General features: G+C 73.6%; 14 protein-coding genes. 6 read left to right on the plus strand and 8 right to left on the minus strand.

Annotated elements, in window-relative coordinates:
* Nucleotides 1-60: 60 nt before the first annotated feature.
* Entirely contained in the window at nt 61-1,635 is a 1,575-nt protein-coding gene (locus tag ABZ321_RS09755) for an Hsp70 family protein (protein WP_354890619.1), read from the plus strand.
* 75 nt (nt 1,636-1,710) lie between these two features.
* On the opposite strand, the gene ABZ321_RS09760 is transcribed toward ABZ321_RS09755, so the two are convergent.
* Both ABZ321_RS09760 and ABZ321_RS09765 read right to left on the minus strand, forming a co-directional pair.
* Nucleotides 1,711-2,262: a LuxR family transcriptional regulator gene (locus tag ABZ321_RS09760; RefSeq protein WP_344504850.1), complete on the minus strand. Its 552-nt coding sequence runs from the start codon at nt 2,260-2,262 to the stop codon at nt 1,711-1,713.
* Nucleotides 2,263-2,380: 118 nt separating this feature from the next.
* Nucleotides 2,381-4,924 (minus strand): LuxR C-terminal-related transcriptional regulator, encoded by a 2,544-nt coding sequence (locus ABZ321_RS09765; RefSeq protein ID WP_354890621.1) that lies wholly within the window; start codon nt 4,922-4,924, stop codon nt 2,381-2,383.
* A 267-nt stretch (nt 4,925-5,191) separates the two neighbouring features.
* Here ABZ321_RS09765 and ABZ321_RS09770 point away from each other — a divergent pair, with 267 nt between their 5' ends.
* The 4 genes from ABZ321_RS09770 to ABZ321_RS09785 are packed head-to-tail and all read left to right on the plus strand — an operon-like array spanning nt 5,192 to nt 10,186.
* On the plus strand, nt 5,192-6,703 hold the full coding sequence (locus ABZ321_RS09770) for a dynamin family protein (protein WP_344504852.1): 1,512 nt from the start codon (nt 5,192-5,194) through the stop codon (nt 6,701-6,703).
* 25 nt (nt 6,704-6,728) lie between these two features.
* Entirely contained in the window at nt 6,729-7,532 is an 804-nt protein-coding gene (gene grpE / locus ABZ321_RS09775) for a nucleotide exchange factor GrpE (RefSeq protein ID WP_354890623.1), read from the plus strand.
* Nucleotides 7,529-9,448: a dynamin family protein gene (locus ABZ321_RS09780; protein WP_344504854.1), complete on the plus strand. Its 1,920-nt coding sequence runs from the start codon at nt 7,529-7,531 to the stop codon at nt 9,446-9,448. Before grpE ends, ABZ321_RS09780 begins: the two co-directional genes overlap by 4 nt.
* Nucleotides 9,449-9,460: 12 nt before the next feature.
* A complete protein-coding gene (locus ABZ321_RS09785; RefSeq protein WP_354890625.1) occupies nt 9,461-10,186 on the plus strand; it encodes a hypothetical protein in 726 nt (241 codons plus the stop codon).
* An 83-nt stretch (nt 10,187-10,269) separates the two neighbouring features.
* Here ABZ321_RS09785 and ABZ321_RS09790 read toward each other — a convergent pair whose 3' ends face one another.
* Nucleotides 10,270-12,216: a bifunctional diguanylate cyclase/phosphodiesterase gene (locus ABZ321_RS09790; RefSeq protein WP_354890627.1), complete on the minus strand. Its 1,947-nt coding sequence runs from the start codon at nt 12,214-12,216 to the stop codon at nt 10,270-10,272.
* Nucleotides 12,217-12,526: 310 nt separating this feature from the next.
* Here ABZ321_RS09790 and ABZ321_RS09795 point away from each other — a divergent pair, with 310 nt between their 5' ends.
* Complete coding sequence (locus ABZ321_RS09795) at nt 12,527-12,919, plus strand: GNAT family N-acetyltransferase (protein ID WP_354890629.1); 393 nt, start codon at nt 12,527-12,529, stop codon at nt 12,917-12,919.
* Here the strand turns inward: ABZ321_RS09795 and ABZ321_RS09800 are convergent.
* From ABZ321_RS09800 to ABZ321_RS09820, 5 genes are all read right to left on the minus strand, one after another.
* On the minus strand, nt 12,876-13,829 hold the full coding sequence (locus ABZ321_RS09800; protein WP_354890631.1) for a lysophospholipid acyltransferase family protein: 954 nt from the start codon (nt 13,827-13,829) through the stop codon (nt 12,876-12,878). The genes ABZ321_RS09795 and ABZ321_RS09800 overlap by 44 nt on opposite strands.
* A 179-nt stretch (nt 13,830-14,008) precedes the next feature.
* Entirely contained in the window at nt 14,009-15,571 is a 1,563-nt protein-coding gene (murJ, locus tag ABZ321_RS09805) for a murein biosynthesis integral membrane protein MurJ (RefSeq protein WP_354890793.1), read from the minus strand.
* Nucleotides 15,572-15,643: 72 nt separating this feature from the next.
* Entirely contained in the window at nt 15,644-16,861 is a 1,218-nt protein-coding gene (locus ABZ321_RS09810; RefSeq protein WP_354890633.1) for an MFS transporter, read from the minus strand.
* Nucleotides 16,854-17,516 (minus strand): helix-turn-helix domain-containing protein, encoded by a 663-nt coding sequence (locus ABZ321_RS09815; RefSeq protein ID WP_354890635.1) that lies wholly within the window; start codon nt 17,514-17,516, stop codon nt 16,854-16,856. The genes ABZ321_RS09810 and ABZ321_RS09815 overlap by 8 nt, the downstream gene beginning before the upstream one ends.
* 332 nt (nt 17,517-17,848) lie before the next feature.
* Complete coding sequence (locus ABZ321_RS09820) at nt 17,849-18,667, minus strand: hypothetical protein (RefSeq protein WP_354890637.1); 819 nt, start codon at nt 18,665-18,667, stop codon at nt 17,849-17,851.
* Nucleotides 18,668-18,673 lie beyond the last annotated feature (6 nt).

Consider the following 18,673-nt stretch of genomic DNA (forward strand, 5'->3'; position numbering starts at 1 on the left):
ACTGTCGGCAGGCTTGCCGGGCGACACGGAGTGTGGATCTGTACAGGTAGGGTGACGCACATGCGCGTGCTCGGCATTGACTTCGGCACGTCGAACACGGTCGCGATGGTCCGGACCCCGGACTCACGGATGCGGCCGCTGCTGTTCGACGGTTCCCCCTTGCTGCCCTCTTCTCTGTACTTCAACACCGACGGGAAAGTGCTGGTCGGCCGGGACGCCGAGCGTAACGCGCGGCTCGACCCGGCCCGGTTCGAACCGAACCCGAAACGTCGCATCGACGACGGTGAGGTGTTCATCGGTGACCATCCGATGCCGGTGCCGCGGCTGTTCGCGCACGTGCTGTCGCTGGTCAACACCGAGGCCCGCCGGCAGCTCGGCGCCGCCCCCGACGAGGTGCGGATGACGCACCCGGCGCGGTGGGGTGAGCGGCGCCGGTCGGCACTGATCGAGGCGGCCCGCATCTCCGGGCTCGGGAACCCGCGGCTGATCGCGGAGCCGGTCGGTGCCGCGTCGTACTTCACCGCCGTCCTCGGCTCCGCGGTGCCCGTCGGCCGGTCCCTGGCGATCTACGACCTCGGCGGCGGCACGTTCGACGCGACCGTGGTGCGGCGCACCCAGTCCGGGTTCGAGGTCCTCGCCGAGGACGGCCTGCCCGACGTCGGTGGTCTGGACTTCGACCACGCGATCGTCGAGCACCTCGGCAAGGTGTACTCCGAAAGCCACGCGGAGAAGTGGGCGTCGATCGCGACCCCGTCCGACGCGAACGCTCGCCGGCAGCGGCGGCTGCTGTACGAGGACGTCCGCGGCGCGAAGGAGATGCTGTCGCGGACCGCGTCGACGGACATCCACCTGCCGTCCCTCGAAGTGGATGCGCACCTGACGCGGGAGGAGCTGGAAGGGCTCGTCAAGCCGTACCTGGAGCGGACCGTGTCGTGTCTGCGCCGGGCGATCGAGTCCGCGCGGCTGCAGCCGAAGGACCTCGTCGGGATCTTCCTCGTCGGCGGGTCGTCACGGATCCCGCTCGCGGCGCACCTGATCCACACGGAGCTCGGGGTGGCGCCGACGACCCTGGAGCAGCCGGAGACCGTCGTCGTCGAGGGCGCGTTGTGCATCGGGGCGCCGTCGGCGCCGGCCCGCGCGTCCGGGATGCCGCGCACGACGACCCCACCGCCCCCGCAGCAGCAGCCGCAACAGCAGCAGCGGCCGGTGTCGGCGGTGCCGGTGTCGCCGGGGATGAACCGCCCGCCGATCCAGCAGCAGCCGCCCGTGCAGCTCGTGCGGCAGCAGCCGCCGGTCCAGCTGACGCGGCAGGCCCCGCCGCCCGTCCAGCAGCCGCCGGTGCAGCTCGTCCGGCAGCCCCCGCCGCCGGTGCAGCAGCCGCCCGTGCAGCTGGTGCGGCAGCCGCCGCCCGTCCAGCAGCCGGTGCAGCAGCCGTACCGTCCGCCGGTGTCGCCGGCGCCGGTGCAGCAGCAGCCGGCGCGGCCGGGGCCGTTCCCGCCGCAGGTGACCCGGCCGGCGCCGGCGCCCGCCCCGCAGCAGGACGAGGGCGAGCGGAACTGGGTCGCGGTCATCGTCGTCGTGCTCGTGATCGTGGCGGTGCTGTTCGTGATCCTGCTGATGACCGCGTTCAACTAACCACTGCCGCAGCGCAGAAGGGCCCGTCACGGACGTCCGTGACGGGCCCTGACCCTGTCTAGGGTCAGGCTGGGGTCAGCCGCCTTCGCGTTTGATCCGCAGGTACGCGAGGACCGCCTCGCGGGTCGTGCGGACGCCGAGCGCCTCCCGGGCCTCCGCGATCCGCCGGTTCGCGGTCCGCAGCGACAGGAACTCCGCGGCGGCGGCCGCGGCGATCGTCTCACCGCCGGCGAGCCGCTCCAGCAGCGCCCGCTGCTCCGGGGCCAGCTGCGGGCCGCCGGCGTCCGGTTCCGGGCCGGTGCCGAGGTCAGCGTCCGGGTCGGTGCTGACCGGGCCGATCCGGGCGAGGTCGGCGAGCAACGCCCGGCCGATGTCGCCGCCGGTGTCGCAGATCGCGACGATACCGGCGCCGCGGGCCGCGGCGAGCAGCGCCAGTTCGGCGGTGTCGGCCTCCGCGACCCGCCCGTAGAGGGCGAGCCGCGCGTCGGACACGTCCCACGCCTGGTCGGTGAGCGCGAACCCTTCCCGGGTGCTCCAACCGGCGCGGGCGAGCCGGCGCAGCACGCTGGTGGCGTCGCCGCCGGACGCGACGACGTAGCGGGGTGCGTGAGCGGGGTCGCCCGCCATCAGCGGCCCTGACCGTTCACGTGACCGGTCAGGTGGCCGGTTGGTCGGGGCGGTGCAGCGGGTGTCATCCGCCAACGATGCGGTGCACAGGCACCACCGCACAAGTGCACACCGTTACTCATCCAAGGTCCTCGATCGCGAGTGCGGCGGCTTCGGTGCGGGTGCGGGCGCCGAGTTTCCGCATGCCGGAGCGGATGTGGGTTTCGACGGTCTCCCGGGAGATGCCGAGCTGCCCGGCGATCCGGCGGGTCGGTTCGCCGTTCGCGACGAGCCGCAGCACGTCACGTTCCCGGTCGGTGAGGTCGTCGCCGGCGCGCCGGCCGCGGGTGTCCCGGCGGATCGCGTGGCGGCGCAACGCCCGGCGGGTCCGGCCGAGCAGGACGACGAGCCCGGCCTCCTCGGCGAGCCGTTCGGCCTCCAGCAGCGGCGGCACGGCCCGTTCCGCGTCCTCCTCGAGGGTGCCCTGGGCGAGCAGGCACCGGACCTCCTCCCGGCGGGCGAGGTCGCGCCAGGCGGCGGCCGCCGCGGCGAACAGGTCCGGGGCCTTCCACGCGTCCAGGGTCGTCGCGACCGCCGCGAGCGGCCGGTCACCCTCCCCGAACCCCGCGTCGGGGGAGGCGGTGTCGCCGGCGTCGTACGCGGCCCAGCGGGCGGTGATCCGGCGCAGCCCGTCGACGAGCGGCGGGGCGGGCAGGTCACCGGCGCGGCCGACCGCGTGGTCCGGCTGCCCGTCCAGCCACGCCGCCTCCCGCGTCACCCAGTCCAGGACCGGGCCGGTCGACGACGGCCGGCCGGTGAGCGCGTCCAGCCGCGCCCGGGCCGGGGCGAGCAGCCCACCGTCGGCCTCGGCGAGGCTGGCGGCGGCGACCGCGTAGCCGCGGGCGACCGCCGGGAGGGTCCGGTCGGTGAGGTCACCGGCGCGGCGGACGACCTCGTCGATCTCGTCGCCGCGCAGCGCGTCGCACCACAGCTGCGCGGCGATGAACCGGGTCTGCCACGAGTAGGCGAGGTCACCGGCGCACGCCGCCGCGGCCGCCGCGGCCGCGTTCGACGCCTCGGTGAGCCTGGCGTCGGCGGTGAGGGTCTCCACCAGCAGCCACGCCGACCAGCGGGCGGCGAGGACGTCACCGGCCTGCCCGGCCGCCGACGCGGCGGACGCCAGACCGTACTCCCAGCCGGGGCGGCGGGTGCCGGCACGGACGGCGGCGATCGCCGCCCGCAGCCCCGGATGGGCGGGCGCGTCACCGTGGACCCGCAGCAGCTCCTCGGCGCGGGCCAGCGCCGCGTCCGGGTCCCGGGACAGGGTCGCGAGCAGCCGCACCCGGTCGCGGGCGCCGACGACCTCACCGGGCTCGCCGTCACCGACGGTGGTGACGGCGTCGGCGGCGGCCGTCGCGTTGCCCTGCTGCAGCAGCGCCTCACCACGCAGGACGGCACCGACGGCGCCGACCGCCGGGTCGGTGACCGCGTCGGCGGGCAGGACGCGCAGGCACGAACCGGGCCGGCCGGCGGCGAGGGCGGCGCGGGCCGCGTCCAGCCGCACGTCCGCGGCCGGCGACACACCCGGCAGGTCACAGGCGAGCAGCAGCAGCTCGGCGCGTTCCCCGGTCGACGCGGCGGACCGGGCGGCGCGGACCGCGACCTGGTACGCGTCGGTGTGGGCGCCGGCGGCGGCGAGGTGCCGGGCCGCCTCCCGCGGCGGGACCAGACCGGCGAGCCGCCGGTGCAACGCGACCCGCTCCGCCGGCTCGAGGAGACCGGCGGCGACCTCCGCCGTGTACGGCGACACGGGCGCGGCGATCCCGGCGGCGTCGACCTCGACGAGACCGGTTCCGGTCAGCTCCGTGATGCCCTCACCGAGGACGGTCGCGGTGACCGGCCGGCCGAGCAGGCCGAGCGCCGCCATCGCGGTGCGGGCGGGACGGTTCAGGTCGGCGAGCGCACCGGCGACCGTGTACGCGAGACCCTTGTCGGAGTCGAGGGGGGTGCCGCCCTGCGCGACGTGCTTCGCGATCGCGGTCACGGCGAGGGGGACCCCGCCGGCGCGGCGCACGACGTCGGCGACGACGGCGGTGGTCGCGCCGGGCGCGATCTGCCGGACGAGCGCGGCGGCGGCGTCGGCGGGCATCGCCGGCACGTTCAGCCACGCCGTGGCGGCGGCGCGCAGGACCTGTTCGGCGTCGCCGGGCAGCCGGTGCGGCGTACGCAACGTGACGGCTATCCGACAGTGTTCGGCGATCGCGGGAAGTGCGGCGACCGTCAACGGATCCGCCCACTGCAGGTCGTCGAGCAGCAGCAGACCGTGACGGACCCGGGACCGGACGGCCTCGGCGAGCAGCGGCGCCTCATGTGACGGCAGTCGCACCCGCACCGCCCGGGACAGCGGCAACGCGGGCACGCCACGCAGCATCGCGAGGGCACCACCGGCGAACACGGTGCCGCGGAACGTCTCACCGAGCCGTTTCAGCACCGTGGAGCGGCCCGTGCCGGGCGCGCCCGCGATGACCACCAGACCGGGGTTACGCAGGGCGTCGACCGCCGCCGCGACCAGGTCGGCGGGCGGCCACACGGCGGCACCCACCGTCGCCCGCCCGGCCGGCACCCCCACCGGGACAGCGGCGGGCACACCGGCGACTGGCTCGTCAGTCGGTGCCTCAGGCACTTCTCGCCTCCATTCGTGGCACGAACATGGGATCCTGCGCGCGCAGGATATTCGTAATGTGTGTGCCGTACGTGCGTGACATGACGGTCTGATTCCACCCGGGAGCGAGTAATGAGCGAGGACCACCCCTTGGAACCCCGAGGGTACGTCGGCATTCTGGCTGAACACACCGGCCTCGCGCAGTCGGTGATCAGTCTCCACGGCGACGTATCCGCGCCCGGTTCAGGGCTTGTGTCCGGCCACACCGCGGTTCAGGGCTGACGGGCCGTGGCTCCAGGACCACTCAGCTCCCGGGTCGCGGACCTGTGCGCCGAGGTCGGCAACCGGCTCGGCGGCGGCGCCCAGGCGCAGGTCGTCGACGTGCGGCGGCGGCTCGGCGAGCCGCTGCGGGTCGCGATCGCGGGCCGGCTCAAGTCGGGCAAGTCGACGCTCGTCAACGCGCTCATCGGCCGGCGGGTCGCCCCGACCGAGGTCGGTGAGTGCACCCGCATCGTGACCCAGTTCCGGTACGGCACGTCCGACCGGGTCGACGTCGTGAAACGTAACGGCGCCCGGGTCAGCCTGCCGCTGGACGAGGCCGGCATGATCCCGCAGCGGCTCGGCGTCGCCCGCCACGACGTCGCGTACGTCGACGTGACCCTCACCAGCGACCACCTGCGGGACCTCACCGTCGTCGACACGCCCGGCCTGTCCAGCGCGAACACGTCCGTGTCCGACCAGGCCCGCCGGTTCCTGTTCTCCGAGGCGCCGATCGACGACGACCTCGACTCCGACTCCGCCGGCGCGCTGTCCGGCGCGGAGGCGATCATCTACGTGTTCACGCAGTCGGTGCGTGAGGACGATGTGCAGGCGCTGGAGGCGTTCCGGTCGATCTCCGCCCGGCTGTCCAGCAACCCGATCAACTCCCTCGGCCTGTTCAACAAGGTCGACAAGCTCGCCGGCGGCGGGCAGGACCCGTGGCCGATCGTGGCGCCGCTCGCCTCCGACCAGTCGAAGGTGCTGCGCCGGGTCGTGTCCGACGTGGTCCCGGTCGTCGGGCTGCTCGCCGAGACGACCGAAGCCGGCCGGCTGACCGCGGCGGACTGCGAGGCGCTGCGGCAGCTCGCCGCGCTCCCGCAGGGCGAACGGACCGTGCTGCTCGCCTCCGTCGACCTGTTCACGACCCGTGAATGCGGGATCACCCGCGAGTCACGGGAGCGGCTGCTGCGGCTGCTGGACCTGTACGGGATCTCGTTCGCGATCGCGCAGCTGGTGAACAAGCCGACCCTCGCCACCGGTGAGCTCGTCCGGATGCTGTTCCAGGCGTCCGGGTTCCCGCGGCTGCGGCAGACCCTCGACCACGCGTTCCGGTGGCGCACCGACGCGATCAAGGCCGGGTGGGCGCTGTCGAGCCTGGAGAAGATCGCCAGCCACGCCGAACGGCCCCACGACCGGGAGCTGCTCCGCGACGCGATCGAACGGGTCCTGCAGCAGCCGGAGTCGCACCGGCTGCGGCTGCTGGAGGTCGCGCAGCTCGTCACGACCGGCGCCGTGGACCTGCCCGACCAGATGGAAGGCGAACTGACCCGCCTCGCCCTGTCCAACGACCCCGCCTGGATCCTGAACCTGCAGGGATCCGACCGTGACCAGATGGTCCGGGCCGCGTTGGACGCCGCGACCCGCTGGCGCGCCTACGCCGTCGCCGGTGCCAGCCCGTCCCAGTCGCGGGTCGCGCTCGTCGCGCACCGCGGCTTCTACCTGCTGTCCCAACGTATCCGTGGCCAAGCCCGTGTCAACTGAAGGCACCTACCCCCAGGAGCCGGGAATGCTCTCGTCCAACAACAGCCTGCGTCTCGTCGCTGTGGCTGTTGCCCTGATCGTCGCCGTGCTCACCGGCGTCGCGACCGGTCTGCTCAGCGGTGGCCCCGACTGCCCGGCGGTGCCGGCGCAGACGGCCGCCACGACCGCGCCGGCGCCGGCGCCGACGACCGCGAACGGCGGCGCCGGCATCGGTGACTCCATCGGCGGTGGTGGCGCCCCCGAGGCGCCGCCGAAGCAGCAGCCGGCGACCCACGCCGCGCAGGTCGTGCAGGCGGCGACCCCGGCGTGCACGACCCGGGAGACGTTCGGGGTGACCGCGGCGGCGACCGCGTTCGTCGGGGCGTTGCTCGTCGGCGCGGCGCTGCTGCTGCTCCTGCTGCTGTCCGCCCGCGGCCCCCGGCAGGTGCAGGTCCCCGTCACCGCCGGCCACAACGGTGGCGGACCCGCCGAGCACGACCGGCGGGCGCTGGTGCAGGCGTGCATCTACGTCCGGGACCGGGTCACGTCCAAAGCGCTCGGCGACCGGCTCGGCGCCGCCCTGAAGGAGGCCGGCGTCACCATCCTGGAGCCGACCGGGGTCCGGTTCGACCCGGCGCACCACGAAGCGGGCGGCGCCGCCCCCAGCACCGACCCGGCGCTGATCGGGTCGATCGCCGCCGTCGAGGTCCCCGGCTACCTGGACCGTGATGGGCGGGTGCTGCGCGCCCCGATCGTCACCGTGTACCAGGCGCCCCGCAACCCGGGCGGGCCGACCGGCGCCCACCCGACCGTCCCGCAGAACAACCAGCACAGGGAGCAGCCACGATGACGTCGACCGAGAACGCGGCGCCTCCCGCGAACGGCAAACCGAAACCACCGAGCCCGGAGGCGGCGCTCGGCAAGCTGCTGAAGGCCGGCGTCGACGGGTCCCTCGCGTACCTGCGCAAGATCGACCCGGACGCGGCCGCGGACGTCGACACCGAACGCCGCCGGGACGTGCAACGCCCCCGCATCGTCGTCGTCGGCGAGACGAAACGTGGCAAGAGCAGCCTCACGAACATGCTGATGGGGGTGCCGAACCTGTCGCCGGTCGACGCGGCCGTCGCCACCGCCTCCTACCTGGAGTTCACCCACAACCCGCAGCACGGCGCCCGCGCGTACGTGCCGGGCCGGGAGGACCCGATCCCGATCAACCTCAGCGACCTGCGTGACTGGGGCACCGTCCTCGGGCGGCTCCCCGACGGGATGCGCCCGCCCCGGCGGATCGAGGTGCACCACTCGGCGCCGCTGCTGCAGTACCTGACGCTGACCGACACGCCCGGCACCGGCGGCCTCGACTCGATGCACGCCGAGGTCGCGATGGACGCCGTCGAACGCGCCACGGCGCTGCTGTTCGTCGTCGACTCGTCCTCACCGTTCTCCAAGCCGGAGATGAACTTCCTCATCGAGGCCAGCAAGAAGGTCAACTTCGTGCTGTTCGCGTTGACGAAGGTTGACGCGTACCCGGGGTGGCGCACGATCCTCGCCGACAACAAGGGGCAGCTGCAGACGCACGCGCCCCGGTTCGGGGCCGCGCCGTGGTTCCCCGTGTCCGCGAGGCTCGCGGAGCTGGCGATGACGCTGCCGAAGGAGTCCGCGGGGGAGCTGATCCGCGAGTCGCGGATCGCGGAGCTGCAGCACGCGCTGATCGACCTGGCGAAGAAGGGGCACCTGCTGCAGCAGGCGAACGTGCTGCGGTCCGTGCGGTCGGAGTACATCCGCGTCGACCAGGAGCTCGGCGACCGGATGAAGGCGACCGACCCCGACCCGAAGGACGCCGAACGGGCGAAGGAGGAACGCGCGCAGGTCGCGACCCGCAAGCGCACCGAGTCCCGGCAGTGGTCCCTCGCCCTGTCCACCGAGACGCAACGGGCCCGCGTCGAGGCGACCACCAGGCTGCGCTCGTACATGACGCAGCTGCAGGAACAGTTCATGGAGAAGATCGACAAGGGCGGCCGCGGCGACATCAGCGAACTGCCCGCGGAGGTCGACAAGGCCCTCTACGCGCTGTCGGTGCGGCTGTCCCACGACCTGGAGTTCCGGTTCCGGAAGGTCGGTGAGCGGGTCCTCGCGCAGGTGTTCCACCCCAACGAGCTGCAGCACGTGCTGCGGCAGCTCAACGCGAAGCTGCGGCACGCCCTGGGCACCAAGCCCCGCCGCGACGGCGGTGGCGGCGACGGCGCGATGGTCGTCATGTCGTCCGCGGGTATGGCGATGATGGCCGGCCGGGGCGCGATGGCGGGTGCCGGCGCGATCGGTCTTGCCGGCGTCGCCGGCGCCGGGCTCGTCATCCCCGTCATCGGCATCGGTCTCGGTCTCGCCGCCGGCGCGTACATGATCTTCAAGCGGAAGAGCATGACCGACAAGCAGCAGACCCGCACCTGGCTGCGGGAGGTCCTCGGCGAGGCCCGGGCCGCGCTGTCCGACGAGATCATGCACCGGTTCACCGACCTGCAGTACGCGCTGACCCTCGCCCTCGACGAGGCGATCGAACGGCGGCTCAAGCAGCTCGACGCGCACATCGCCAACATCGACAAGTCCCTCGCGGAGGACAAGGCGGAGCGGGCGAAGCGCAAGGCGGCACTGAACACGGAACGGGAAGGTCTGCGGGCCCGCATCAAACAGGTTGACGAGGTCCTCGTGCGGGTACGGGCACTGGCGCCGAACGCACCCGCGGACGCGGCCGACGCACCGGCCGAAGCGTAAGGGGGTTGGATCATGGACGGGCACTGGGAATGGTCGGAGTCCGGGGACGAACCGGACACCGGTGACACCGCCGACCTCGGCGGCGGCCACACCGACGGCGCGTTCGAACAGGGGTTCGGTGACGGGCACGCGTTCGGCGACACCGGGTTCGACGGGCACGACGACTACACCGCGCTCGGCGACGGGCACGACAGCCACGGCGCCGACGACCTGGAGGAGCCGCTCGGCACCGAACACGCCGCCGACGACTACGACCAGTCCGTCCACCACGAAACCTCGGAAACCTCGCACGCCTCGGACACATCGGACGCGCACTTCGAGGACGCGGACGGTGACCCGAACCAGCACGCCGGGTTCGAACCCCTCGCCGACCAGCATGCCGAACACACCGTCGACACGGACGTGGACGGCGGGGCGGAGCCGTTCGGCAGCGACCCCGACCTGCACGGCGACACCGACGGCTGGCCCGGGCACACGTTCCCGGAGGAACTGCACCTGGACAGCCCACCCGAACCCGTCGACGGGTTCCCGTGGACCGACGCCGACGTCCTCGGCGGCCCCGACCACACGGCGGCCGCGTTCGACCCGGCGGTGACCGCGGACCCGGCGAGCCCGGCCGACCTGGCCGCGTACGACGGCGCGGACGTCCCGGCGGGCGCGGACCCGTGGGCGCCGCTGCTGGCGTCCGACGACCCGGCCACCAGCTCCCTCGCCGGGTTCTGGGCCCCACACACGTAACCCCGGGGGGGTTTCGGTTCAGGCCCGCCACGGTTGTCGTGGCGGGCCTTCGCCGGCTTCGCGGCCCCCTTCGCGGCCTCTGCTCAGCGGGCCGGGGCCGGTTGCAGCCAGGGCCGCAGATGGTCGGCCGGCTCCGGCCGCGCGTAGTGGTAGCCCTGCGCGATGTCACACCCGAGCCGGCGCAGCGCCTCCACCTGGACCGCGTGCTCCACACCCTCCGCGACCACCGTCATCCCCAGGTTGTGCCCCAGGTCCACCGCGGAGCGGACCAGGACCGCGTCGTCGTCGTCCGCACCCGACAGGTTCACCACGAACGACCGGTCGATCTTCAACTCGTCGACCGGCAGCTGCTTCAGGTACGCCATCGACGAATACCCGGTGCCGTAGTCGTCGATCGACAACCGCACCCCGAGCCGGTGCAGCCCCCGCAGCGTCGCCGTCGCCAGGGCCGGGTTCGCCATCACCGCGCTCTCCGTCACCTCCAGCCGCAGCAGCTGCGCCGGCAACCGGTGCTCGGTCAGCAGCCCCTCGACCCGGTCCCGCAACGCCGGGTCCGTCAGGCACCGCGGCGACAGGTTCACCGCCACCGGCACCGTCCACCCCGCCGCCCGCCACGCCGACGCCTGCGCCACCGCCCGGCCCAGCACATGCGTCGTCAACAGGTTGATCAGGCCCGTGTTCTCCGCCATCGGCACGAACTCAGCCGGCGCGACCAGCCCCCGGGTCGGGTGATGCCACCGCACGAGCGCCTCCACCCCGCACAGCTCCCCGGACGCGAGCGCCACCTTCGGCTGGTAGTACAGCACCAGCTCCTCCGCCTCGGCGAGCGCCCGACGCAGATCCCCGAGCAGCAGCAACCGGCTCGGCGGCGCCGCAGTCGTCGCCGGCTCGTACACCACGGCACCGTTCTTCGTGTCCTTCGCCGCGTACATGGCGACGTCCGCGGCCCGCAGCAGCTCATCGGCGGCCTCCGCCGTACCGGCGTCCGGCTGCCGCACCGCGATCCCGATCGACGCCTCCACGTCCACCGTCACGTCCCGCAGCACGAAACTCTGATGCAGCCGCTCCTGCAACCTGCCCGCGAGGGCCCGCGCCCGGCCGACGTCAGCGCCCGGCAGCAGCACCGCGAACTCGTCCCCGGACAACCGCGCGACCGTGTCCCCGGCCCGCACCTCACCCGTCAACCGGGCCGCGACCTGCACCAGCAGCTCATCGCCGTACTGGTGGCCGAGCGTGTCGTTGACCTCCTTGAACCGGTCCAGGTCCAGCAGCATCACCGACAGCACCGCGTCCCGGGCCCGCATCGCCGCCTCGAGCCGCTCCGTGTACAGGGTCCGGTTCGGCAACCCCGTCAACGCGTCATGCCGGGCCGCGTGCTCATGCCGGTCCGCCTGCGCCATCATCGCGTTCTGGTACCGCACCACCAGCAGCCCCAGACCGATCAGCAGCACCGCACCCACACCGAACGCGGTCAGCAGCCCACCGAACACCAGCGCCTCCACCCGGCGCAGCTCCGCGATCGCCGCGTCCGCGCGTCTCGCGTGCAGGTCCGCGGCCGCCTGGATCTCCGCGCTCAACTGGTAGAAGATCCGGTCCACGTCGTCGTTGTTGATCCGCGCGGCCTCGGCCAGGTCCCCGTTGTCGACCGCGGCGAACACCCGCAGCACCGCATACCCGTACTCGTCGTGGACGTGCCGCAGCCGCAACGCCAGGTCCCGGTCCGGCGCCCCGCCGCGCGCCTCCACATCCTTCAACGCCGCGTGCAACGCCGCCCCCGCCATCGCGTGCCGCGCCCGGACCGCGTCGCCGCGGTCCAGCCGGTACTTGCGCTCCAGGGACTCCTCTTCGGCGATCGCCTTGTTCGCCCGCGCGTACGCGTCGGACAACGCCGTCGACCGGGCGACCGTCTCCGCCGCGTGCCGGGTCCTGCCGACCCCCACCACGCACAACACGGCCACCGACAGCAGCACCACGCTCGCCCCGCCGATCGCGAGCCGCCACCGCCTGCGGGTACGCGCCGACGCCTGCATCCGCTGCCCCCTGCTGCCGTGCGTCCCCGCCGAACCGGGCTGTCGTGTCCACGTCGGCGGGGGCAGGGAAGCGGGGGAGCGGTTCGTGGGAGCGGTCCGGTTGCGATACTCCCCGCCGTGACCCCTTGGACGCCTGCCCCCTGGACGCTCCGACCCGCCCGCGCCGGCGACGCCACCACGATCGCCGAGCTCCGCGCCGTCGTCCTGCGCCCCGACCTGACCCGGCTCGGCCGGTACGACCCGGTGCGGGTCCGGGAGCGGCTGCTCGGCTCGTTCGCGCCGCAGAACACGACGGTGATCGAGGTCGCCGGTGCCGTCGCGGGCTGCGTCGCGCTGCGCCCGGCGGCGGGGGGAGCTGTGGCTGGAGCATTTCTACCTGCGGCCCGACCTGCACGGCCACGGGATCGGCTCCGCGGTGCTGCGGACGCGACTGGACCGCGCCGACGCCGACGGGCTGCCGGTGCGGCTCAACGTCCTGCAGGGCAGCGCCGCCCGCCGCCTCTACGAGCGGCACGGCTTCACCGTCACCGCCGCCGACCCGGTTGACGTCTACATGCTGCGGCCTGCCGGTATCGTTTCGCCGGCAGCCACCGTTTCGCCGGCAGCCACCGTTTCGCCGGCAGCCACCGTTTCGTCGGCGGCTACCGTTTCGTCGGCCGTCACCGGGCCGGGCGGTGCCGGCGCTGCGTCGACAACGGCCTGACCGGGTCCACATACCGCGGCAGGCGCGGCTCGTCCACCCGCAGCTTGACGAGCTCCGCGGTGATCGCGTCGATGATCCGGTCCGTGGCCCGCTGCGCCGACCCCGGCACCCCCGGGTCCAGGTCCGACAGGTCGACCGGAGCACCGAAATGCACCCGCACCACCGGCCGGCGCAGCAGCGACCGCCCCAACGTCCGCACCGTCGGCCCGAACCCGCCCCACGCCGCCACCTCGTGCGCACCCCACTGCGCGACCGGCACCACCGGCACCCCGGTCCGCAACGCGATCCGCGCCATCCCCGTCTTCCCCCGCTCCGGCCACATCCCCGGGTCGAGCGTGATCCGCCCCTCCGGGTACCCGAGCACATGCGAACCCACCGCGAGCGCGTCGGCGACCACGTCGACGGCGTTGCCGACGTCCGCCTGCCGCCGGTTGATCCTGATGTGCCCGGCCGCCCGCATCATCGACCCCACCACCGGCGCCCGGAACAACCCACCCGTCGCCATCAACCGCGGCGCCAACCTCGCCACCCGGCACGCCGCGCTCATCGCCACCGGGTCGAACGGCCCGATGTGGTTCACCGCGAACACCACCGGCCCACCGCGCAGCTCCGCCGGCACGTCCCCGGTCACCCGCATCCGCGCGACCGGCCGCACCACCTCCCTGGCCAGGACCAGCAGGAACCGCCACAACCGCGGCACCCGCCACGGGTCGCCGGCCGCCGGCGCCGCTGCGGGCACCTGTGCCGCCCGGACGTCCGCCTGTGCTCCAACCGTGGGCGCCGCTCCGGGTACGTCTGGACCCGCGTCCACCAAGGAGCCCACGGCACCGTCGACCGCGGCGGGGGAGACGCTCACCTCGCCGCCGGCAGCACCATGTCCGAGCGCCGCACCCTGCTCCACGTCTGTCATCCCGCCACCGTCACTCCGAACTGAACCAAGGAACGGTAGCGCCACCCCTGCCACCACGCACATCCCACCACCGGGCCTTCCAGCGGGCCTTCCAGCGGCCCTCCCATCCGGCCAGCGCCCCAGTGACGGGAAACAGCCAACCGGCAAGCGATTACCGGCAATCCAGTAATCGGCAATCCTCAGCTGGTCCGGATGCCGGCCAAGGCGACGAACAGGAGCTGCCGCAGCTCGGTGAGGCGCATCATACGGCCGGCCACGACGTACACGACAACGCCGACGACACCTGCCGCGGCGGACGTGACCAGAGCCGCCCCGAACCCGGGCGCGACCAGCGGCGTACACACGAGCACCGCCACCGCGGCGCAACCACCGGCCAGCCCGGCCGCGACCCCGACCCGCACGTGCGTGCTGACCAGCCGCCGGCCGTCGATCCGCCCCAACCGGCGCCGCAGGACCGCGGCCGCCGCGACGAGACCCGCCGTGTACGCCACCGCGTACGCCAGCGGCACCCCGACGACGATGTCCGCACGCGGCAGCACCCACGCCGCGGCGAAGCAGCCGCCGACCCCGACGACCGTCACCCCGACGGTGATCAGCGCCGGGGTCCTGGTGTCCTGCAGCGCGTAGAAGCCCCGCTGCAGGATCATGTAACCGGTGAACGGCACCAGCGCCACACCGAACGCCGCCACCACGGCACCCAGCAGCGCGACCGCCGGCGGTGCGCTGCGCCCGTGCGCGAACAGCAGCGTGGCGAGCTGCGGGCCGAGCACGAGCATCGCCGCCGCGACCGGAGCGAGCGCCACCACGGCGAGCCGCACCGCCCGGGACAGGTCCTCGGTCATCCGCGCGTGGTCCCGCCGCACCGCGTGACGGCTGAGCCTGGGCAGGATCGCGGTCATCACCGACACGGCCACGACCGCGAACGGCATCTGGAACACCGCGAACGCGTTCTGGTACGCGCTGATCCCACCCGGCCCGCCGATCGACGCCACCCGTGTCGCCGCCACGATCAGGACCTGCGCCGCGACGACCGACACGAGCACCCAACCGCCGAGCCGCCCGATCCGCCGGATGCCGATGCCCCGCGGATCCAGCCGCGGCCGCAGCACGAACCCGCTCCGCGCTAGCGCCCACACCACCAGCGCCGTCTGACCGACCACCCCGCCGGTCGTGCCGACCGCCAGCACCAGCAGCTGCGGCCCGGTCAACGCGTCGATGCTCGTGCCGCCCCCGACCAGCAGGTACACGACGCTGACCGCGATCACGATGACGCTGTTCACCAGCGGCGCCCACATCGGAGCAGCGAACCGTCCCCGGATGTTGAGGACCGCACCGGCGGTGGCGCTGACGCCGTAGAACAGGATCTGCGGCAGGAAGAACCGGCTGAACACGACCGCCAACGCGAGCTCCTCATCGGCGAACCCCGGCGCGTACACCCGCACCAGCCACGGCGCCGACACCATCGCCGCGACCGTCACCGCCGCCAGCACGTAGAACAGCAACGTCAGCAGCCGCTGCGCGTACACGACCCCGTCATCGGGCTCGGTGACCGCCGCCCTCGCGAGCAACGGCACCACCACGCTGGCCATCGCACCGCCGACCACCAGCTCGTAGACGGCGTTCGGCAGCGTGTTCGCCACGATGTACCCGTCCAGCAGCCGGCTGCCCAGCCCCAGCGCGGACGCCAGCACCACCAGCCGCACGAACCCGGCGACCCGCGACACCAACGTCGCCACCGCCATCCCGCGCCCCGCCCGACCGACCGAACCCCCATGCGTCATACCGCCCTTCATAGCGCACCACCGTGCCGCGTCTCAGCCCCCGGCCGGCGCGGCGGCTGCGGTGAGCGCCCGGTGCCGGAACAGCAGCGCGGTGACGGCGACGCCGGTGGCGAGATAGCCGAGGCCGGCGACGACGAAGACGGTCGGCACATCGGTGGCGTCGGCGAGCACGCCACCGGCGAACCCACCGACCGGGATACCGCCCCACACGGCGGTACGCCAGACCCCCTGGACGCGACCGAAGAGCTCCTCAGGGATGAGGGTCTGCCGCAGCGACATCGTCAGCACGTTGCCGATCATGACAAGGCACGCGGTGACGAGGAACAACGCGAACGCGGACACGGCGTCGCTGGTCAGGCCCATCCCGACGACGGCCGGTGGGGTGCACAGCGCCACCGCGCTCAGCGTGCCCGTGCGGCCGAGCAGGCGGCCGACGTACGGTGCGGCGAGCCCGCCGAGCAGGCCGCCGACGCCACCGGCGAGCAGGAGCAGCCCGTACCCGCGGCTGCCGACCTGCAGCACGTCGAGGGCGAACAGCACCAGCACCGACATCGACATGGCCTGGAACGCCGCGGTGAACCCGAACAGCACGGTGAGTCCGCGCAGCAGCGGATGGCGCAGCATCCATCGCAGCCCGTCGCGCATGTCGGCGCGCAGCGACCCGGTCGGCGCGAGCGACGGCCGGTACGAACCGGGCACGGTGAGCATGATCAGTGCACAGAGCGCGAACCCCGTGGCGTTGACCGCCAGCGGCGCCGCGACCGCCACGGCGAACAGCAACGCTCCGACCGGCGCGCCCAGGAACAGCTGCCCGACGGTCTCGGCGGTGACCAGCCAGCTGTTGCCGCGATCGAGCTGCCCGGGCCTGACGAGCTGGGGCAGCAGCGCGTTCGCCGCGCTGTCGTACACGGTTTCGGCGGCACCCAGCGCGAACACCGCCGCGTACAGCAGCGGGACCGACGCGTGCCCGGTGCCGGCGGCGGCCGCGACGACGCCGATGACGCCCGCCCGCGCGAGGTTGGCGACCACCATCGCGCGGCGGCGGTCACCGCGGTCGACGAGCGCCCCGGCAGGCAGCGCGAACACCAGCCAGGGCAGGAACGCCAGCGAGTACAGCCCGGAGATCAGGACCGGGTCGCGGGTGAAGGTCGCGGCGAGCAGCGGGAGCGCGGCCCGGCCGATGCCGTCGGCGAGGTTCGACGTGGCACTGGCACCGAACAGCCGCCAGTAACGGCTGCCGAGGCTACCCATCGCCGGCCGCCCTGCCAGGCCCGTCTCCGTCTGCGTCTCCGTCTCTGGCGGCGTCCGGCTCACCGGGTTCACCGGGTTCACCGACGGGGAACGCGACGAACTCGACACGGACCCGGCGGGTGTCCGGGCCGGGCGGCAGCTGCCGGTACCGGTCGACCACCGCCTCGACCTCGAACCCCAGCGCCCGCAGCTGCTCCGGGGTCAGATCCAGGTGCGCCTGCTGGCGGCTCACGGCCCGTTGCCACGGCAGCGGCCACTGCGACAGCGTCCTGTAGAACTCCATGAGCCGGCGGTGCGACGCCTCCAGCAGGGTCGCGATGACGGTGCCGGCCGTCGCGGCAATGCCGCTGGGTGCCCGTTGCACGCTGGCGGGCATCGTCCATCCGCCGGTGACCGGACGCCACCACCGCTCGGGACCGGTGCCGGCACCGGCCACCTCCTCGATGAACCCGTGCCGGGCCAGCTGACGCAGGTGATAGCTGGTGGCGCCGCTGCTCTCACCGAGCTCCGCCGCGAGCTGCGTGGCGGTGGCCTGGCCGCGGACGCTGAGCGCCTCGAGCAGCTGCAGCCGTAGCGGGTGCACCAGCGCCTTGAGCGCGCCCGGCTCGGGCACGTACCCCGGCGACGCGACAGGAAGGTCCGCGGGATCGACCATACGGCCGAGGCTACGCCTGCAAAGAATCCTTTGCAAACCTTCCTTTGCACGATGTGCGCATGACGGAGCCGGGGGAGTCCGGGCATGAGGCCGCTGCGGTGCGGCGGTTCGTGCAGATCAGCCCTGTCGGCGGAAGAACCGACCCGATCCACGGCACGAGCGTCAACACCCGTCAACGTGAACGGCTTCCGGCCCGACCTGAGGCCTTCGCGCCGGGTGCCTGATGGTTGACGTGTCCGTCCATCAGGCACCCGGCGCCAGAACGTGCCGCCCGGCCGGGGCACGAGCGGCCGGCCGGGCACTGATCAATCCCGGAGGTCCGGGGCTCGGCGCTACTCGGCCTCGCGGAGCTCGGCCAGGCGGGCCTCGATCTCCGCCAGCTCCGCCCGCAGCCGCTCCGCCTGGGACTCGGCCTCGGCACGGGCGGCGGACACGATCTCCTCGACGGCCTCGTGGACGCCGGGGACGTCGAGCATGCCGACCATCTTCAGCGCCTCGCTGGCCTTGATGACATACGGCTTCGCGAGGGACTTCGCGCCCTGGTTGGCGGCCACGGTCCACTCGCCGTCCGCATAGGCCAGCGTGACCGTCAGCCCCGCCGGAGCCTTCGGCTTCGGGGCGGCCTTCTTCGCCGCTGTCGCCCTCGGTGCCGGCACGCCCGAGGACTTCTCCACGGGCTCCCGGTCCTTCGCGCTGTCCTTGCCTGCGTCTTTGCCCGTGTCCTTCGCCGCGGTGTCCTTGACGCCGTCACCCGCGCCGTCGGTCGCCTCTGTGGTGGCGGGTGCCGGGTCGGCCTGGGCGTCGGAGCCGGGCAGGGCGGAGTCGGTGGGCTGCTCGACGGCGGGCGCGGACACGGAGCTCTCCTCACGAGGGGCGGGAACGATCGGGGTGCGACGCGCCGGCGCCGCCTTCGGAGCGATCTTCAGGTCGGCGGGGGAGAAGGGCAGCTCGTCGCGGCCGAACCGGACCACCACCCATTCCTCGGACAATTCCGGGTCGGTCAGCTGCACGACCTGCCCGAGCTGCCCGGCGATCTGGCCGGCAGCCTCCGTGAACACCACCTTCGGCTTCCGGCCGGCTGCGAGGGTGTCCCGGATCTGCTCCAGCTCCACCGTCGACAAGCCTCCGGCCGCGGTCCGCGCGGCTACCATCGCACC

The sequence above is a fragment of the Dactylosporangium sp. NPDC006015 genome (assembly GCF_040614215.1).
Classification (GTDB): Bacteria; Actinomycetota; Actinomycetes; order Mycobacteriales; family Micromonosporaceae; genus Dactylosporangium; species Dactylosporangium maewongense.

Coding starts and splice junctions, on each gene's coding strand:
- ABZ321_RS09755 (WP_354890619.1), top strand. CDS start 61: ATGCGCGTGCTCGGCATTGACTTCGGCACGTCGAACACGGTCGCGATG.
- ABZ321_RS09760 (WP_344504850.1), bottom strand. CDS start 2,262: ATGGCGGGCGACCCCGCTCACGCACCCCGCTACGTCGTCGCGTCCGGC.
- grpE (WP_354890623.1), top strand. CDS start 6,729: ATGCTCTCGTCCAACAACAGCCTGCGTCTCGTCGCTGTGGCTGTTGCC.
- ABZ321_RS09780 (WP_344504854.1), top strand. CDS start 7,529: ATGACGTCGACCGAGAACGCGGCGCCTCCCGCGAACGGCAAACCGAAA.
- ABZ321_RS09785 (WP_354890625.1), top strand. CDS start 9,461: ATGGACGGGCACTGGGAATGGTCGGAGTCCGGGGACGAACCGGACACC.
- ABZ321_RS09790 (WP_354890627.1), bottom strand. CDS start 12,216: ATGCAGGCGTCGGCGCGTACCCGCAGGCGGTGGCGGCTCGCGATCGGC.
- ABZ321_RS09800 (WP_354890631.1), bottom strand. CDS start 13,829: ATGACAGACGTGGAGCAGGGTGCGGCGCTCGGACATGGTGCTGCCGGC.
- murJ (WP_354890793.1), bottom strand. CDS start 15,571: ATGGCGGTGGCGACGTTGGTGTCGCGGGTCGCCGGGTTCGTGCGGCTG.
- ABZ321_RS09810 (WP_354890633.1), bottom strand. CDS start 16,861: ATGGGTAGCCTCGGCAGCCGTTACTGGCGGCTGTTCGGTGCCAGTGCC.
- ABZ321_RS09815 (WP_354890635.1), bottom strand. CDS start 17,516: ATGGTCGATCCCGCGGACCTTCCTGTCGCGTCGCCGGGGTACGTGCCC.
- ABZ321_RS09820 (WP_354890637.1), bottom strand. CDS start 18,667: ATGGTAGCCGCGCGGACCGCGGCCGGAGGCTTGTCGACGGTGGAGCTG.